Here is a 17470-nt window from a genome sequence, read left to right on the forward strand (position 1 = left end):
CTCCTCCGCTTCGCTCCCCCGCTCCGTCGGTCCAGAATCGAGCCGGGCCGCGAACTTGGGGTGAGCAGTTGCAAGATGGTGTGCCTCGGGGGTGGCGGGGATTGGGCTGCGACAGGTGTGCGGGTTGGTGGGGGGTCAGGTGCCGAAGACGGCTGTGCAGTTCAGGGCGATTTCCAGTTGGAGGCTGCGGGTTTCGATGGGATGGCCCAGGAGTTGTTCTATTCGCTGGATTCGGTAGCGGACTGTGTTCTTGTGTACGCCAAGGGTTTTCGCGGTGGTGTCGGGGCTGCGGTGGGAGCGGAGGTAGGCGTGGAGGGTTTGGCGGAGGCGGGCGGAGCCTGGATCCGGGCCTATCAGGGGGCCTAGTTCGCGGGCGATCAGGGCGCGCATCGCGGGCTCGTCCGCGCCTGCCAGGTAGGCGACTTCCACATCGGGGTATCGCAGCAGGCGCGGGATGGGGTGGGCGGCGCGTTCGGCCACGTGGCGGGCGGCCACCGCCTCGCGGTGGCTCTGGCGGAAACCGGCGATGTGGTCGGCGGGTGTGCCGACCGCGATTCGGACGGCGGCCTCGAGGGTGCCGGGGGCGGCGGCCGCCGTGTCGAACGCCGCGACCAGGTCGTCCGGGTCGCCGTCGACTCCGATCCATGCCCACAGCGCGGCCGCTCCCGACGGCACCGTGAGCACCGCGCCGTTGCCGACCGTGGCGGCCGAGCGGGCGGCCATGCGCTCCAGCAGGCCGAGGGTTTCACTCTCGCCGGGCGCGAGGGGTACGCCGTCCGCGACCGTGAGTACGCCGGTGGCGTTCTTCTCCGTCCACAGCACGCATGCGAGATGCCGCTGCGCCAGCCGGTAGCCCAGGCGCGCCGTCGCCTGGTCGGCATCCAGTTCCTCGCCCGCCAGCAATGCCCTGACAATTTCCGTGCGCTGGTTGAGTGCCGCGCGCAGGCCACGTTCGCGCTCTTCCATGAAGGTGTCGGTCAGCGCTTCGATCGAGGTGCTGATCCAACGGGTCGATCGGTCGAACAGGCGCAGCAGGGTCGCGCGTTCGGTGTTCGCGGGGAGTTGTCGCGCCTCGAGGACCTCCGTCATGTATTCGAGCACCGCCTCCTGACCGACGTGATAGGTCCGCAGCAGCAGACGGAGATCGTGGCCGCGCCGGGCGAGGGTGCGGGCGAAGGCGTGCGCCTCCGTCGGCACCGGGTAGTCCATTTTGTCCTGGGTGAGGCCGCCCAGAACCGCCAGCGCGTGGGCTCGGGTGCTGGCTTGCAGATCGCGGCGCATGTCGCGGTCGGCGAGTTCGGGTACGCGCCGGACGATCGTCAGGTCGAGGCGGTCGACGACCTGTTCCAGGGTGTCACTGCGCAGGGTCTCGGCGACGAAGTCGGCGATCCACTGCCGCACCACCACGTCGGGCGGTCCGACCGCCACGAAGACCTCCCCGATATTTGTGTTCCGAATACAAAAACACCCTCGCGCATTGACCGTCGAAACCAAGAAGTCGCTCGAGGATTGTGTCACGATCATAGTTCAGTGAACTGATTCACAAAGTCGCAACGCAGCGCATGTGGGAGAACAGATCGTGACGAACACCGACCCGCTGCCCGATCCGGGCCAGGCGGGCCCACCACGCAAGTCCGCCGGATCCACCCGCAAGACATCGGCCCGGAAATCCACAACGGATGACTCCGCGGCCGAGCAGCCATCCACCGAAAAAGCACCGGTGAAGAAGGCAACCGCAGCGCGGGCAAACTCGGCGAAGAAAACGACCGCAGCGCGGGCGAACCCGGCGAAGAAAACGGCGGCGCAGGAGAACTCGGCGGCAGCGCAGGGAGACCCGACCACGAAGGCGACGTCGGCGCAGAAGACGACTGCGGCACAGCAGGCTGAGGGACAGAACACCGCCGCAGCGCAGAGCCCGGCGGAAAAGACTGCGGCAGAGGGTACTCCCGCGAAAAAGGCAGCAGCGCAGGAAGATCCGGGAAAGAAGGCGGCGGCGAAGAAGACGGCAGCGCGGGGAACTGCGGCGAAGAAGGCGACTGCCAAGAAGGCTGCGCCGAAGAAAGCGCCCGCGAAGAAGGCTGCGGCGCAGGAGGTTCCCGCCGGACAGACTGCCGCACAGGACGCCCCGGCCGGACAGGCTGCGGGGCGGAAAGCACCGGCGGCACCGGCCGAAATCGAGGTTCGCAACCCCGCGAACGGGACGGTGATCGGCCGGGTACCGGTGGACACACCCGACGCGGTCGCGGAGAAGGTCCGGCAGTTGCGGCTGTATCAGCCCGAGTGGGAGGCGATCGGCGCCGCCGGCCGCAAGCGCTGGCTGCTGAAACTGCAGGACTGGCTGATCGACAACACCGACCACCTCGCCGACGTGCTCCAGTCGGAGACCGGCAAACCCCGCGTGGACGCCCTCATCGACCCCAGCTTCGCGGTGGATCTGATCGGTTACTACGCCCGCCGGGCGGGGAAGTTCCTGGCCGACGAACACCCCTCGCCACACAGCCCACTCGCCCGGGTCAAGCGGCTGACCACCGTGTACCGGCCGTATCCGGTGGTCGGCGTGATCACGCCGTGGAATTTCCCGCTGGCCATGCCCGCACTGGACGTGATCCCGGCGCTCGCCGCGGGCGCGGCGGTGCTGCTCAAGCCGTCGGAGGTGACGCCGCTGTCGGCGCTGGAGCTGGCGCGCGGCTGGGCGGAGATCGGCGCGCCGCCGGTCCTCGCGGTGGCGACGGGAGCCGGGGAAACCGGTGCGGCCGTGGTGAACACCGTCGATTACGTGCAGTTCACCGGGTCCACGAAGACGGGCCGCGCGATCGCCGCCGCCTGCGTGGACCGGTTCGTCCCCTACAGTCTGGAACTCGGCGGCAAGGACCCCGCGATCGTGCTCGCCGACGCCGATATCGACCGCGCCGCCTACGGCATCGCGTTCGGCGGGCTGTTCAACGCGGGCCAGGTGTGCATCTCGGTGGAGCGGGTCTACGTCGAGGAGCCGGTGTACGACGAGTTCGTCGCCAAGCTGACCGAGCACGTGCGCGCGCTGCGCCAGGGCGCCGACGGCCGCGAATCCCGTTACGACATAGGCGCTCTGGCCAACGAGGCACAGCGCGATATCGTCTCCCGGCACGTCGAGGACGCGGTCGCCAAGGGCGCCGAGGTGCTCACCGGCGGCAAGCCCACCGGCGTGGGCACCTTCTTCGAGCCGACCGTACTGGTGCGGGTCGACCACGGCATGGCGTGCATGACCGAGGAGACCTTCGGCCCGACACTGCCGGTGATGAAGGTCGCCGACGAGGCCGAAGCCGTTGCGCTGGCCAATGATTCGATCTACGGGCTGTCGGCGTCGGTGTGGACCGGCGACAAGGCGCGCGGCGCACGCATCGCGCGGCAATTGAACGCGGGCGCGGTGAACATCAACGACGTGTTCGCCAACCTGTTCAACTTCGCGCTGCCGATGGGCGGCTGGCAGCAGTCGGGCGTGGGCTACCGCTGGGGCGGCGCGGACGGCGTGCGCAAGTACTGCCGCAAGCAGGCCGTCACCGCACCGATACTGCCGACGCAGCAGAAGGAACTGTTCTGGTTCCCGTACAGCACAGCGAAACTCGGCTTCGCGCTGAGCGCCATGCGCGCGGCCGGGGCCCGCGGCATGCGGCGCCTGGGCATCCGGGACGTACTCGACACCGTGGGAGGTAAAGGCAAGTGACCGAATTCGGAAAGATTCGCGGCAAGGTCGTGGTCATCACCGGCGGGGCGCGCGGCATCGGCCTGGCCACGGCCACCCGGCTGCAGTCGCTCGGCGCGAAGATCGCGATCGGCGACGTGGACGAGACGGCGGTGAAGGAGTCCGGCGCGGCAAAGGATTTCGACCACTACGGCCGGCTCGACGTCACCGACCAGCAGTCGTTCAGTACCTTCCTCGACGAGGTGGAACGGCAACTCGGCCCGATCGACGTGCTGATCAACAATGCCGGGATCATGCCGACCGGCAAGCTGGTCGACGAGCCCGACGCGCTGACCCGCCGCATTCTCGACATCAATGTCTACGGCGTGGTGCTGGGATCGAAGCTGGCCCTGGCCCGGATGCTGCCGCGGCGCAGCGGCCACGTCGTCAACATCGCCTCGCTGGCCGGCGAGAGTCACATCCCCGGCCTGGCCACCTACAACGCCACCAAGCACGCGGTACTCGGCTTCACCGACACGCTGCGCGAGGAGTATCGGGGCACCGGCGTGTCGTTCTCCTCGGTGCTGCCGACGCTGACGAAGACGGAGCTGGGGTCGGGTGTGACGCCGCCGAAGCTGCTGCGCCCGGCCGAGCCGGAGGAGATCGCGAACGCCATCGCCAAACTGCTCGTCACCCCGAAGGCGAAGGTCCGGGTCACCGCGGTCGCGGGCACGATCGCCCAGGTCTTCGGCCTGCTGCCGCAGTCCGTCGGCGATGCCCTGGGCCGCGCGCTGGGCTCACAGCACGCCTTCCTCGACGAGGTCGACTCCAGTGAGCGCAAGGCATACGAGGAGCGGGTGCGTACGGGGACGGCGGGCCCGGGGACGGAATAGCCCGGTTTCGCTATCGTCGCGGGCATGGCGACTGCGGTGTTCGTGGGACTCGCGACGCTCGATATCGCTTACGCGGTGCGGCGGTATCCGGCCGAGGACAGCAAGACCCAGGCCGAGGACCAGTTCCTCGGCGCGGGCGGCCCGGCGGCGAACGCGGCGGTGGCCTACGCGTTCCTGTCCGGGCGCAGTCCGGCGCTGATCACCGCGCTCGGGGAACATCAACTGGCACAGACGATCCGGCGCGACCTCGACAGGTACGGGGTCGCACCGGTGGATGTCACGCCGGACAGCGCCGAGCGGCCGCCCGTCTCCTCCATCGTGGTGGCGACCGAATCCGGAACCCGCACCATCGTGTCGCTGGACGGTTCGCGGATCTCCGCACCGTTCGACCGCAGCAGGCTCGGGCCATTGCGCGACGCCGTCGTCGTGCTGGTGGACGGGCACTATCCGGACCTGGCCCTCGGATTCGCCACCGCCGCACGGGAAACCGGGGTCACCGTGGTACTGGACGCGGGGCGCTGGCGGCCCGTCCACGCCGAACTGCTGCCGCTGGTGGACATCGCGATCTGCTCGTCCGGCTTCACTCCGCCGGGGATCTCCGGCACCCCGGCCGAAGTCTTCGACGACCTCCACGCCCGCGGCGTATACCAGGTCGCGATCACCCAGGGCGACAAGCCGATCCGGTACTCGGAAGCCGAGCAGGTCACGGGTGAAATAGTCGTCCCGCGGACACCGGCGGTCGACACTCTCGGCGCGGGGGATATTCTCCACGGCGCATTCTGCCACTATTACGCTGCGGGACAGTCGTTTACGGACGCGCTGCGCGCCGCGGCGGCCGTCGCGACCGAATCGTGCGCCTATCTCGGCACCCGGGAATGGATGCGGCAGCACCCACGACCGGATCAGAGCACGAGATAGTGCCGCCCGCTCGCGCGCAGCACCAGCTCCGCGCGGTCACGGGTGGCTGCGACCAGCTCGGCGTTCAGCAGATCGCTGCGCGCCACCTTCGCCTGCGCGAACTCCGCGGTCTTGCCGCCGCGAATATGGCGACGCAGCAGGCGCTTTCGCAGCAGCTCGGGTGGCGCGTCGAGATACCAGGCCGCGTCGAGATACTGCCGCACCTCGGACCATCCGGGCGATCCGGCCGCGCCGAGCAGCAGGTAGTTGCCCTCGGTGATCGCGATGCGCTGCCGGTCGAACAGCACGCCGTCCGCCACGGGCTCGTGCCGCGACCGGTCGTAGGCCGGCCACGAAACCGGCTGTCCCACCGGCGCTTCCCGCAGTTTGCGCAGGCGGTCCAGGTATGCGGAGACATCGAAGGTGTCCGGCTCGCCCTTGCGGGCCAGCGCGCCCGCCGCGCGGAGTTCGGCATTGGTCAGATGGAAACCGTCCATCGGCGCCACCTCGGCGACCGCCGCGCCGCAGCGGTCGTCGAGGGTGTCACGCAAGGCCACGGCCAGGGTGGATTTGCCCGCTCCGGGCGGACCGGCGATACCGAGTACGAACCGCCCGTCGCGCCCATCGGCCCGTTCCAAGATTCGCGCCGCCAGTTCCTCCAGCGATATCTCGCCTCGTCCGACCATTCGCCGACCCTACCCGCGCCCGTCCGCCGCAGGACCCGGAACGACGACGGGTCAGCGCGGGATCAGGGCGTACACGCCCGCGGGCGAGCCGGACCCGCCCCGGTGGATCGCCCCGCCCGCCAGCACCCAGGCGCCGGTCTCGGGCAGGTCGGCGAGGTTGGCGAGGCATTCGAGACTGATCCGGTGCCGCCGGTACAGCAGCTTCGAGACCGTGTAGGAGTCGTCGGCGCCGAGGTCCGGGCCGAAGGTGTCGATGCCGAGGGCGCCCCGGCACCCGAGCCGTCCGGTGTCGATCAGCCAGTGCACGGCCGACGGCGCGAAACCCGGTTGGCGACCCTCGGATTCGCCCGCGCCGAGGAAATCGGGAGTGCCCCACAAGCCGTCCCAGCCGGTCCAGGCGATCACCGCGGCGCCCGGCGGGATCGCCCCGTGCCGCTCCTCCCAGTCGCGGAGATCCGCCACCGTGATCGCGTAATCGCGGTTGCCGGAACACTTCTCGCGAACATCGATGCGCACGGCCGGCAGCAGCAGGTCCTCGGGGTCGAGCTGATCGGCGGCGGCGCCGATCGGATCGAAGTGAATCGGTGCGCCCCAATGGGTTCCGGTGTGTTCGGCCTGAACGATCCGGCGCAGGAAGTACCCGTCGTGCTCGATGGTGGCCACGATCTCGGCGGTGAAGGCCGGGTCGCCGGGATACAGCGGCGTCGTCGCCGGATCGTGCACATGCGACAGGCTCACGATGCGCGCGAACGGCACCGTCACCGCGCACTCCGCGGAATGACCCGCCCCAGTGCGCGCAGGTCCCGTTCCAGCAGCCGAAACATTCGGTAGGTCAGCACGAATGCCAGGATGCCACCGACGCTCAGCACGCGCACCGGCCCGATCACCTGCCACAGCTGGTCGCCGGGAACCAGGGTGGCGCTGGCGACGCCGAGCAACGGCACCGACGCCGCCGCGGCGAGGTAGAAATTGGCGCGCCGGGCCAGCGCCCACAGCTGCCGCCCGTCCTCCGGTCCCACCGCGCCCGCGACCAGCAGCTGCGGATACACCGAGCGCACGGCGTACATCGTGACCAGGAAGAACGGGTAGGCGAGCGCGATCGCGGCACAGACCACCTGCGCGGTGTAGAAGTGCGCGAAGTTGCGGGCGGGCAGCGTGACGCCGATCGCCATCACCGCCACCGGCCAGGCGATTCCGGCCAGCAGCCACATGCCGAACGGCACCCACACCAGCCGGTCACCGAGCGACAGCACCTGCCGCCGCGCCACCGCCAGCTCTCGCGCGTCGACCTCGTGCGCGGCGTCACCGGGGCCGGGGTCCGCTTCGGCCCGGCGCCGCAAGCGATGCGACATGAGCATCGCGCGCCTGCTCAGCAACACCATCAGCAAGGCCGCCAGCGGGAACGTGATGAGGTTGTTGATCAATCCGACCGTGGCGTAACGGCCCTGGTCCGCCGCGGCCAGCCGGTCGATGACGAGGCTGTCGTTGAGCCGGATGTTGTAGAAGCTGGCCAGCAGGTTCGGCAGTCCGACGCAGGCCGTGGTGATCGGGAACCACCAGGCGCGCGCCCGGTAGCGCAGGCTCGTCGGCGGCGGGTCCACCAGGTCGCGTGCTCGGGCGTCCAGGCACAGTTCCAGTTGTCCGGCCAGGTCGGACCCGGAGCGCCAGCGCCGTCGCGGGTCCGGGTCCAGACAGCGCAGCAGCGTTCGACGGAGGGTGGCCGGGGTGTCGGGTGGGAGCTGCGATTCCCGGTCATCGGTGGCGGGTTCGTCGCCGGCTCCGGGCTTCTCCTCGAAAGGCACACTGCCCGTGAGTAGTTCCCACAGCAGCACGCCCAGCGCGTAGATGTCGGCACGGCTGTCGAGAGCGGCCACGCCGGTCGATCCGTCCCGTTGCTCCGGAGCCCGGTACGTGACCGAATCATGCTCGGCTGCCGCCGTTTCCGGCGCGTCGGCACGAAAATCGGCCAGCTTCGGAATACCTTCCGCGGTGAACAGAACGTTCTCCGGCTTGATATCGCGGTGCGCCACACCGCGGTAGCCCGCGTAATCCAATGCCGCGGCCAGCCGACGGCCCACCCACGCCACCGTCTCCGGCCACGACAGCGCCGCGATCTCGGCACGCACGGTCGAGTCGGTGGGCCGGATCTCCCCGCGCGCCGCCATAACCGCGTCCACCGACCGCAACAGCAGCGCCCCGCCGCCGAGCCCGGCCTCGGATCGCCGCAGCCGCAACAGATCCGCGACACTGCCGCCGGGCAGATACTGCATGTACTCCAGCCGCAGCGGCTCCCCCGCGTCCCGGTCGACCACCCGCTGGTCGAACAGCCGCACGATGTAGGGATGGTCCAGCTGCGCCACGGTCCGCGAGTCCTGCCCGCCGACCGCAGCGACCCGCACCGCGACCAAGCGCTGCATCGAATGCTGCCGAGCCAGAAACACTTTCGCCCGCGCGGTCCCCCCGATCAGCGTGATGAGATCGAAGTCGTCCAGCCGCCGCCCCGGGCGAACCTCGACATCCAGCTCCCCACCGGACCACGCCCCCTCCGAATCAACTCCCGCACCCCCGCCGTTACCGTCCGCGCCGAGTAGCGGGGCGAGTTCGGCGGCCAACTCGGAGTAGTCGCCGAGGAAGTCCGCGACGCTCGTGCGGTGATATCGGGTCCGTAGCGCATACTCCTCGCACACCAGTTCCAGGAAGCGCGGGCTGGTGGTGAGTTCGGGAAACTCCTTGCCGTAGTCCGCCATTCGCTTGCCCTCGCGGGTCCGCCGCCAGCGCTGGCGCAGATCGATGCGCACCAGATCGGCCAGCACGGCGGTGCGTAGGACAGGACCCTCCGGGACGTAGCGGGCCAGTAGCGGCGGGTCGGTACCCGCGTCACGCACCGCGGCCTGCCAGTCGGCGGCGAACCGGGCGACCGCGGCGTCCGGCGCCTCACTCACCGTGATCCCTCGCCGCGCCCCGGAGGCGCGATGCGACGCCCCCTCACTCGCGCTCCTCGATCTCGTGATCGTGCTGCGCCGCAACCGGATCCACCACCCGCTCCAGCGCCCGCAGGTCCGCCTCGAGCGCCCGGAACAGCACGTACGACACCACGAACGCGATGATCGCGCCCACGCACAGCACCCGGACCGCCACCACCACACTGGGAATGTCGCCCGGCGGCAGGAACGTGACCCCGGCGACCGCCAGCAGCGGCACCGACGCCGCCACCGCCAGATACCTGGTGGCCCGGCGCCCCAGCAGCCGTAGCCGCCGGGCATCGACGGCGCTGACATCGCCGTGCCGCAAGAACATCGGATAGATGCAGCGCACCATGTAGAACGTCACGAGGAAGAACGGATACGCCACCGCCATCGCCCCGCACACCAGCACCGAGGACAGGAAGTGGACCACCGCCCGTATCCCGACCTCGCCCGTGGCCAGCCGCAGGGCGATCGGAAAGGTGAGCGCGGCCAACCCCCACAGCGAAAACGCCACCACCACCGCGCGATCCCCGAGTAACAGCGCGTCCGCCCGCGCCCGCGCCAACTCCCGCGGGTCGTACTCCCGGCCCTTGGCCAAGCCGCGCGGCACCGTGATCAGCCGCCGCGACAGATACACCAGGGCCGCCGAGCCCGCCGGAAAGAACACCGCGTTCACAATGGCGGTCACCAGCAGAAACGTGTGCTGCGAGGGCTGGCTGAGCCGATCCACGATCAGCGACTGATTGTGCTCGATGTTGTACAGCGAAGCGAAGGCGTTCGGGATGCCGATGGCCAGCACCGCCAGCGGCGCCCGCCAGGCCCGCAACCGCAGCCGCCAACTGCCCGGCGGCGGGTCCACCAGATCCCGAGCCCGCTCGTCCAGGCACAGCTGCAATTGCTGTGCCAGTTCCTTCCCACTGCCCCAGCGCTTTTCGCGTTCCGGGGCGAGGCACGACAGCAGCACGCGGCGCAGCGCGGCCGGGCAATCGGACGGAATCTGCTCCAGCGCAGCCGGATCCACGCCCGCCCGGCGGCGATCCAGCATCTGGCCCAGGGTGGTGACGTCGCCGTCCTCGCCCGCCGTGGCATCGTCGAAAGGCTTTGCGCCGGTGAGTAGTTCCCACAGCACCACACCCAGGGAGTAGATATCGGCGCGGGTGTCGAGGTCGTCGGCGGAGCGCCCATAGCCCGGATGACAGGCCTCCAGCTGTTCCGGCGACATGTACGACAGCGACCCACCGAAGTACGCGACCGGGCTGGTACCGGCCAGGGTGCGGCTGAAGCTGATGTTGAAGTCGGCCAGCTTGGGCACCGCCTCCGCGGTCAACAGCACATTGGCCGGTTTCACGTCACGATGCAGCACGCCGTGGGCGTCGGCATAGGACAGCGCCTCGGCCAGCCGCCGGCCCAGCCACGCCACCGTCTCCGGCCACGACAGCGCGGCCAGTTCGGCACGCACGCTGGAGTCGGTGGGGCGGATCTCGCCCTTCTCCTCCATCGCCGCGTCGACCGCGTCCAGCAGCAGCTGTCCGCTGCGCTGCGCCGGCGGCGTGGCCCGGACCCAGCGCAGCACGCCGAGCAGCGTGCCGCCGGGCAGGAACTGCATGTACAGCAACCGCAACCGGCGCGCCCGCGGGTCGGCGCCCGCGCCCGGATCGAATTCCTCGAGCAGCCGTTGATCGAAGACCCGCACGATGTAGTCGTGGTCCAGCTGGGCGAGGGTCTGCGGCTCGGTGCCGCGGTCGGCGGAGATCTTCACCGCCACCAGCCGCTGCAGGCTGCGCTGCCGGGCCAGGAACACCCGCGCGAAGGCGCCGCTGCCCAGCGCGGTCAGCAACTCGAAATCATCGATCCGCTGGCCGATCTCGATGCGGCTCAAGGCGTCGGCGCGCGCTGCCGAGCCGCCGGACTCGGCGATCAGTCCGGTGGTGGTGCGGGTCTGTTCGCCCGCCCAGGTTCCCGATTCGTCCGGCGGCCGGACGGTCGCGTCGAGATCCGCGGCGCGGCGAGTGCTGCGATCCTCGTCGTCGGCATTGAGCAACTCGCGCAGTTGCCCCGCCTGGTCCGGATACTCGCGCAGGCAGTCGCGCGGATCCACCCGCTCACCGCTGTGGCGGCGGATCACGAACTCCTCGTACACCAGGTGCGCCGGAATGCCCTCCGGCGCCAGCTCCGGAAACTCCGAGCAGTACTCGCGCAGCCGCTTGCCCGGCGTCGAGGCGCCGGGCGACCGGGACAGCCACCGGTACCGCATGTCGATGCGGATCAACTCGACCAATGCGTCCAGCCGTAAAGTCCGGGCGTCGGGCAGGTAGTCGGCGATCTCGGGCGGCCGGGCACCGGCCTCCCACGCACTCGCGAACGCCGTCACAGCGCCGAATTCGATTCCGGCCGTTGGACGCCCGAAACCGCCGCCGGAGTCGGAACTGAAAACCATATCCGCACCCATCGATACCGGACCCTGTCGTACCAGCCGCGGAACCGGATTCCGCACTGGTCGGTCGGCGGCGGGACGGATAGAATCCGCCACACCCGAGACCATCATCCCCGAGCGTTGCCCGAAATGATAATTTGCGCGTCAACACGCAACCACCCCATTTCGACCACGACGCGACGGGGGCAAGCAGCATGCAGAACGAGGGCACGGCCCTAGCCGACGGCATCTCATCAGCGGATTCCTCCCAGCAGACACCGAAAGCCGGCACCGGGGCCCCTCAGGAGGTACCGGTGGGTGCGAACGAGACGACCGACGCGACCTCCCCGCAGGAGCCGGGAGCCGCACCGGATCCCAGCACGGCCACCGCCATCGCGGCCGCGGTGCGCGACGGCGTCGTGCGCCCCGAGCAGATTCTGGAGTCCGCCCTCGACCGCATTCGCGAGGGAAATCCGAAAGTCAACGCTTTCAGTATCGTTCGCGAAGCGCGGGCGCGGGCGGAAGCACAGGCGCTGGCCGACCGCGCCGATCTCGACTCGCTGCCGCTGGCCGGTGTGCCGATCGCGGTCAAGAACAACATCGATGTCACCGGTGAGGTGACCAGGGGTGGTTCCCGCGCCGGGGACGATCGTCCGGCCACGACCGATCACCCGGTGGTGCGGCGGCTGCGCGCGGCGGGCGCGGTCGTCGTCGGCCTGACCGAGATGCCCGAGTTCGGGCTCTGGGGCGTCACCGACACTCCGGAGCGAATCACGCGCTCCCCGTGGAACATTCACTACAGCGCGGGCGGTTCGTCGGGCGGCTCGGGCGCCGCGGTGGGCGCCGGGCTGGTGCCGGTCGCACACGGGAACGACGGCCTGGGGTCGGTGCGCATTCCGGCCGCCTGCTGCGGCGCGGTCGGCATCAAGCCGGGCCGCGGCGTGGTGCCCGCCGAGGTCGGCCTGGACTCCTGGGACGGCATGACCGAGAACGGCGTGCTGGCGACCACCGTCGCCGATGCCGCCCTGGTGCTGTCGGTACTGGCCGACCGCCCCGCACTGGCCGATCTGGACACCCCGGCGCCGCTGCGGATCGGCCTGGCCGTCGGTGCGCCGTCGCCACTGCTACGCGTGGACCGGCAGTGGGCGGGGGCGGCCCGCACGGCCGCGCGGACCGCCGCGACGGCCGGGCACACCGTGTCGGAAACCGCGCTGCCCTACGCCGGCGCGGCCACCGCGCTGGCTTTGCGCTGGGTGGCCAACGCCGGGCGCGAGGCCGCCGCGGTGCCACATCCCGAGCGACTACAGCAGCGCACCCACCGCCATGTCGCGCTGGGCCGGGCGGTGCTGCGCTGCGGCCTGGTGCGCCCGGGACAGATCGACCGCATCGAGGCGCGGCTGCTGGACTTCTTCGACAATCACGACGTCGTGATCACCCCAACCCTCGCGACACCACCGCCCCGTGCGCTCGAATGGCACCGCCGCGGCTGGCTCCCCAACGTCTGGGCGAACGCGCGGTTCGCGCCGTTCACGCCGCTGTGGAACCTGGTGGGCTGGCCCGCGCTCAGCGTGCCGATGGGCACCCATCCACGCACCGGCACCCCGGTCGCCGCGCAGCTGGCCGGCCCGCCGGGCAGCGAGTCGACACTGCTGCGGCTGGCCGCCCAGCTCGAATCCGCGCGGCCGTGGCGGCGGGTCGCCGGTCAGCCCTGAGCTTGCTCGGGAGTTCCGAATCCGCCGGCCATGACGCGGTTGGCGAAATCGAGGATCGTCGGCCGATCGTCGTCGGCCCGCCACGCCACCGCCAGTTCGCACGGCGGCAAGCCGGTGACCGGTCGCGCGGTCAGCCCGGGCCACCGGTACATCGGCACGTTGTTCTCCGCCAGCAGGCACACACCCAGCCCGAGGCTCACCGCCTCCAGCCGCTCCTCGGCCGTCGCGGCCTCGCCGCCGATCTTGGGCTGCTTGCCGCCGCGGGCGTCGTTGCCGAGCCAGAAGTCGCGGGCCGAGCCCGCCTCCTGCGGCATCGCGATGAACGGCTCGTCGGCCAGATCGGTGAACTCGATGGTCTCGCGGTCGGCCAGCGGGTGGTTCTCCGGCAGCAGCACCCAGCGCGGCTCGGTGCGCAGCACCTGCCAGCGATAGCGGCCCGAGTCGGGTACGGGCAGCCACATCAGCGCCAGGTCCGCCTGCCGCCCGGCCAGGCCGCTGGACGGGTCGGTCCACGACGCCGAGTGCAGCGCGAGCCGATGGCCGCTGGCACTCTCCAGATCGGCGATCAGGCCGCGCCCGATCGAACTCTGTATTCCGACGCGCAACACCTCGCCCGCCTCCTGCAGGGCGACGTTGGTGACTTCCCAGAGTTCGAGAATCTTGCGCGCGCCCTCGAGCAGCTCCTTACCCGCCACGGTCAGCGCGACACTGCGCTGATTCCGGTCGAACAGCACCACGTCGAGCTGGCGTTCGAGCTGGCGAATCTGCCGCGAGAGGGTGGGTTGAGCGATGTGCAGCCGCTGAGCGGCGTTGGTGAAGTGCAGTTCCTCAGCGACGGCAACGAAGTACCGCAAGTCGCGCAAATGCGGGTCCATAGCCCCTTGCTATCAGAATCGGTCTTGAAAATCCAGCTGGATCAAACCTCAAAGTCTAAAAAGAGGCACAGAAACAGCCACTGAGTTTGTTACGGACAGCATATTGCCTAGGGAAAACGTACGCACATCCGCCTCCGCGAACCCCCAGGCAATCCAATTTTCAACCGTTTTCGAAACCCATCAGGTCAGCCGACCAGCCGTAACACAAGCCACGTTCGTGTCATGTCACATGAGCGACACCCCGACGCCATGAAGCCACCCCAGCCAGCAACAACCCCCCGACCACCCCCATCAGCCAAGACGCCCGACGAGTGATATTAGTCACATTGACACAGAAGCTTCCCACAGCCGACCCACGCGCCTACATCAGCGAGCCGGTAAACCCCTGGCATGACGCCCACCCCCAAGGTTTGCGGCGCGGCTCGGTTTTCGGGCGCCGCTGCGAAGCGACGAAGGAGCCAGCAGCGGCGCCCGAAAACCGAGCCACAGGGCGCCGCAAACCCCGCCGGAGCGAAGCGGAGGCCAAAAATACAGACCTTTTTAAGCCCCGTACACCTTCGGATCCAGAGTCCCGATGTAAGGCAGATCCCGATACCGCTCCGCATAGTCCAGCCCGTACCCCACCACGAACTCATCCGGAATATCGAACCCCACATGCGCCACATCCACCTGCGTACGCAGCGCATCAGGCTTACGCAGCAACGTCACCACCTCCAGCGACGCGGGATTACGACTGGACAGATTGCGCTTGAGCCACGACAGCGTCAGCCCCGAGTCGATGATGTCCTCGACGATCAGCACATTGCGCCCCGCGATGTCCTTGTCCAGGTCCTTGAGGATGCGCACCACGCCCGACGACGAAGTGGACGACCCGTAGGACGAGACCGCCATGAATTCCATCTGAGTCGGAATCGTCAGCGCCTGCGCCAGATCGGTCATGAAGAAGATCGCGCCCTTCAGCACACCCACCAGCAACAGATCACCCTCGGGGGCGTCGGTGGGATAGCGCTTGCCGATCAGCGCGGCCAATTCGTCGACCTTCGCCTTGATCTGTTCCTCGGTGATCAGCACCGACGCGATGTCGTCCCCATACACGTGCGCTGGTTTCCCTTCGCTGAAGTCGATCGCGGCGCAGGCGTCACCGGGATCGTTATCGTGCAAACGCCAGGCACAGCTTCCCACGTTCGCGCGTGGCAACCAACCGGGTCCCCGGCTTTCCGCCGCCGACCGCCACTCCGCCCTGCCCGCGCCAGTCGGTGATCAGTGCGTCGATCGACCGTAAGGTCTTGTCCGTCAAGGCTTTTGCGCCGCCGGCCAGGAGCCACGAACGAATCGCGCGGCGGCGCAGCGCGGCCGGGGCAGTGGCAAGCGTCTCGATCGAGAGCGAGGTGCCATCACTCGCCGCCTCCAGCAACTGTTCGGCAAGCGAATCGAGCAGATCGCCGTCCTCGCGCAGCTGCTCGGCCGTGCGAGCCAGGGCAGGCGCCACGCCGCCGCCGAGCACCTCCTCCAGCAGCGGCAGCACCTGCGTGCGCAACCGCACCCGGGTGAATTCGGGCGCGCTGTTGTGCGGGTCCTCGTGCGGCTCGAGCCCGAGGTCCGCGCACAGCTGCCGGGTGGTGGATCGCCGGACCCCTAGTAGGGGTCGCCCCCAGGGATCGGCGAATTCGGCCATCCCCCTGAGGGATCGGGCGCCGGAACCACGAGCCAGGCCCAGCAGAACGGTCTCGGCCTGATCGTCGAGGGTGTGCCCGAGCAGCACCGGCAACTCCCCGCGGGCGGCGTCGAGCGCGGCGTACCGAGCCGTGCGCGCCGCGGCCTCGAGCCCGCCCGCAGACCCGACCTCCACCCCGAGCACCCGGGCAGAACGGCACCCCAACGCGCGCGCCGCGTCCGCGGCCTCCGCCGCCACCCGATCCGACCCCGGCTGCAAGCCGTGATCCACCACGAGAGCATCGACCACCCCCGCCTCGGCCACCGCCGCCGCCGTCAAGGCCAGCGAATCCGCTCCCCCGGACAGCGCAACCGCCACCCCCTCACCGGATGCGTACCGCCCCAACCATTCCCGCACCGCATGCCGCATCTCCAACGCAGCCCGACTCTCCGGCAACAACCGCCCCCCACGAGCAGCGCCAACCGAACCAACCACCACGGCGGGATCCGGTTGTCCGGGCGGGGGTGGGCGCATGGTCAGCCGAGGACTCTGGTGATCCAGCGCTGTGGGTCGCTGATCTCGTCGGTGCGGGGCAGTGTGTCGCCGTCGGTCCACACGGTGTTGAAGCGCTGCATGCCTACCGTGCCGACCACCTCGTCGACGAACGCCTTGCCGCGCACGTACTGGGCCACCTTCGCGTCCACGCCCAGCAGGGCGCGCAACAGCCGCTGCAACGGGTTGGCCGGACGGCGGCGGCGCTGGTCGAACGCCTGGCGGATCTGCACGACCGACGGGATCACCGCCGGGCCGACCGCGTCCATCACGTGGTCGGCGTGACCCTCGAGCAGAGTGCCGAGCATCAGCAGCCGGTCCAGCGCGTCCCGCTGCTCCGGTGCCTGGGTAGCGCGCAGCAGACCCAGCACGCCGCGGTTGGCGGGGTCGTCGTCCTTGGCCCCGTCACCGCTCGCGGCGCGGACGCGGCGGCGTTCCCGCACCTCTTCCAGCAACCGCGACAGCACCTGGTCCAGCGGCTCGTCGCCGACATCGCCGAGCACCTCGACGTTGTGCTTCATGTAGTCGGCCAGCCACGGCACCGAGGAGAACTGCACACGGTGCGTCACCTCGTGCAGGCACACCCAGAAGCGGAAGTCGCTGGGCGACACGCCGAGTGCGCGTTCCACGGCCACGATGTTCGGCGCCACCAGCAGCAGCGTCCCGTCGGGGCCGCTGAACGGATCGTATTGACCGAGAATCGCGGTGGACAGGAACGCCAGCATCGCGCCCGCCTGCACACCCGCGGGCTTGCCGGTGAAGCGACCCGGTTCGGCCGCCGACCCGCCGGTCAGTTCCGCCATGGAATCGGCGGCCGCCCGGATCCAGCCCGGCCGGTCCACCACCCGCGCCGCGGGCACCGGGCGGTCGTCGGCCAGCAGACTGACCTCCCGCACCGGCGCCTCGGCACGCATGGCGGCCAGGCCCAGTTCGTCGACCACCTGTTCGGCGGTATAGCGGCTCGTCCGGGGCCCCGCGGGCACCAGCGCGGAGCCGGTCTTCGCCGCCAGTCGCCAGTCGATCGCGCCGGACAGCGAGGAACGCCTCGACTCGGAAATCACTCGGCCGGACTCGATGTCGACCACCACCTGTTCGGATCGTTCGGGGTTCTGGTCGCCGGCGGCTCGGTCGCCCGCGGCCGCATCACCGGGTCCGGTCATCGTT

Annotated in this window: 13 protein-coding genes; 4 read left to right on the forward strand and 9 right to left on the reverse strand. The window is 69.8% G+C overall.

Annotation, left to right across the window (positions count from 1 at the left end; translation table 11 throughout):
* Window positions 1–135: 135 nt before the first annotated feature.
* Complete coding sequence (locus ACFMRZ_RS20325; protein WP_400180350.1) at window positions 136–1428, reverse strand: PucR family transcriptional regulator; 1293 nt, start codon at window positions 1426–1428, stop codon at window positions 136–138.
* A gap of 745 nt (window positions 1429–2173) precedes the next feature.
* On the opposite strand from ACFMRZ_RS20325, the gene ACFMRZ_RS20330 reads away from it, so the two are divergent.
* From ACFMRZ_RS20330 to ACFMRZ_RS20340, 3 genes are read left to right on the forward strand one after another with little or no spacing between them, the layout of a single operon-like run.
* A complete protein-coding gene (locus ACFMRZ_RS20330; protein ID WP_280370692.1) occupies window positions 2174–3700 on the forward strand; it encodes an aldehyde dehydrogenase family protein in 1527 nt (508 codons plus the stop codon).
* Window positions 3697–4551 (forward strand): SDR family oxidoreductase, encoded by an 855-nt coding sequence (locus ACFMRZ_RS20335; protein WP_400180351.1) that lies wholly within the window; start codon window positions 3697–3699, stop codon window positions 4549–4551. The genes ACFMRZ_RS20330 and ACFMRZ_RS20335 overlap by 4 nt, the downstream gene beginning before the upstream one ends.
* A gap of 24 nt (window positions 4552–4575) precedes the next feature.
* A complete protein-coding gene (locus tag ACFMRZ_RS20340) occupies window positions 4576–5469 on the forward strand; it encodes a PfkB family carbohydrate kinase (protein WP_400180352.1) in 894 nt (297 codons plus the stop codon).
* On the opposite strand, the gene ACFMRZ_RS20345 is transcribed toward ACFMRZ_RS20340, so the two are convergent.
* Genes ACFMRZ_RS20345 through ACFMRZ_RS20360 form a run of 4 tightly spaced genes read right to left on the reverse strand, consistent with a single transcriptional unit; the run spans window position 5454 to window position 11537 of the window.
* Window positions 5454–6134, reverse strand: coding sequence for a nucleoside/nucleotide kinase family protein (locus tag ACFMRZ_RS20345; protein WP_280275745.1), 681 nt, complete (start codon window positions 6132–6134; stop codon window positions 5454–5456). The two genes, ACFMRZ_RS20340 and ACFMRZ_RS20345, sit on opposite strands and share 16 nt — an antisense overlap.
* Before the next feature lie 51 nt (window positions 6135–6185).
* Window positions 6186–6896 (reverse strand): cyclase family protein, encoded by a 711-nt coding sequence (locus ACFMRZ_RS20350; protein WP_400180353.1) that lies wholly within the window; start codon window positions 6894–6896, stop codon window positions 6186–6188.
* Window positions 6893–9076 carry a serine/threonine-protein kinase gene (locus ACFMRZ_RS20355; protein ID WP_400180354.1) on the reverse strand — a complete coding sequence of 728 codons (2184 nt, stop codon included), beginning with the start codon at window positions 9074–9076 and terminating at the stop codon, window positions 6893–6895. The genes ACFMRZ_RS20350 and ACFMRZ_RS20355 overlap by 4 nt, the downstream gene beginning before the upstream one ends.
* A 43-nt stretch (window positions 9077–9119) precedes the next feature.
* Window positions 9120–11537 (reverse strand): protein kinase, encoded by a 2418-nt coding sequence (locus ACFMRZ_RS20360; RefSeq protein WP_400180355.1) that lies wholly within the window; start codon window positions 11535–11537, stop codon window positions 9120–9122.
* 290 nt (window positions 11538–11827) lie between these two features.
* Here ACFMRZ_RS20360 and ACFMRZ_RS20365 point away from each other — a divergent pair, with 290 nt between their 5' ends.
* Window positions 11828–13225 carry an amidase gene (locus ACFMRZ_RS20365; protein ID WP_400180356.1) on the forward strand — a complete coding sequence of 466 codons (1398 nt, stop codon included), beginning with the start codon at window positions 11828–11830 and terminating at the stop codon, window positions 13223–13225.
* On the opposite strand, the gene ACFMRZ_RS20370 is transcribed toward ACFMRZ_RS20365, so the two are convergent.
* The 4 genes from ACFMRZ_RS20370 to ACFMRZ_RS20385 form a co-directional block, all read right to left on the reverse strand.
* Complete coding sequence (locus ACFMRZ_RS20370) at window positions 13216–14100, reverse strand: LysR family transcriptional regulator (RefSeq protein ID WP_280275740.1); 885 nt, start codon at window positions 14098–14100, stop codon at window positions 13216–13218. The two genes, ACFMRZ_RS20365 and ACFMRZ_RS20370, sit on opposite strands and share 10 nt — an antisense overlap.
* A 540-nt stretch (window positions 14101–14640) precedes the next feature.
* The gene (hpt, locus tag ACFMRZ_RS20375; RefSeq protein ID WP_280275224.1) at window positions 14641–15195 is read right to left on the reverse strand and encodes a hypoxanthine phosphoribosyltransferase; all 555 of its coding nucleotides are present in this window, start codon (window positions 15193–15195) and stop codon (window positions 14641–14643) included.
* Window positions 15196–15250: 55 nt separating this feature from the next.
* The gene (tilS, locus tag ACFMRZ_RS20380) at window positions 15251–16183 is read right to left on the reverse strand and encodes a tRNA lysidine(34) synthetase TilS (protein ID WP_400182920.1); all 933 of its coding nucleotides are present in this window, start codon (window positions 16181–16183) and stop codon (window positions 15251–15253) included.
* A gap of 107 nt (window positions 16184–16290) precedes the next feature.
* Entirely contained in the window at window positions 16291–17466 is a 1176-nt protein-coding gene (locus ACFMRZ_RS20385) for a zinc-dependent metalloprotease (RefSeq protein WP_400180357.1), read from the reverse strand.
* Window positions 17467–17470 lie beyond the last annotated feature (4 nt).

The organism is Nocardia sp. N2S4-5, assembly GCF_044628355.1.
GTDB classification, from domain to species: domain Bacteria; phylum Actinomycetota; class Actinomycetes; order Mycobacteriales; family Mycobacteriaceae; genus Nocardia; species Nocardia wallacei_B.

What these genes read in the sequence shown, in the direction of transcription:
- ACFMRZ_RS20385 (WP_400180357.1), bottom strand. Translation starts at nt 17,466, where the DNA reads ATGACCGGACCCGGTGATGCGGCCGCGGGCGACCGAGCCGCCGGCGAC.
- ACFMRZ_RS20370 (WP_280275740.1), bottom strand. Translation starts at nt 14,100, where the DNA reads ATGGACCCGCATTTGCGCGACTTGCGGTACTTCGTTGCCGTCGCTGAG.
- tilS (WP_400182920.1), bottom strand. Translation starts at nt 16,183, where the DNA reads ATGCGGCATGCGGTGCGGGAATGGTTGGGGCGGTACGCATCCGGTGAG.
- ACFMRZ_RS20345 (WP_280275745.1), bottom strand. Translation starts at nt 6,134, where the DNA reads ATGGTCGGACGAGGCGAGATATCGCTGGAGGAACTGGCGGCGCGAATC.
- ACFMRZ_RS20360 (WP_400180355.1), bottom strand. Translation starts at nt 11,537, where the DNA reads ATGGTTTTCAGTTCCGACTCCGGCGGCGGTTTCGGGCGTCCAACGGCC.
- ACFMRZ_RS20340 (WP_400180352.1), top strand. Translation starts at nt 4,576, where the DNA reads ATGGCGACTGCGGTGTTCGTGGGACTCGCGACGCTCGATATCGCTTAC.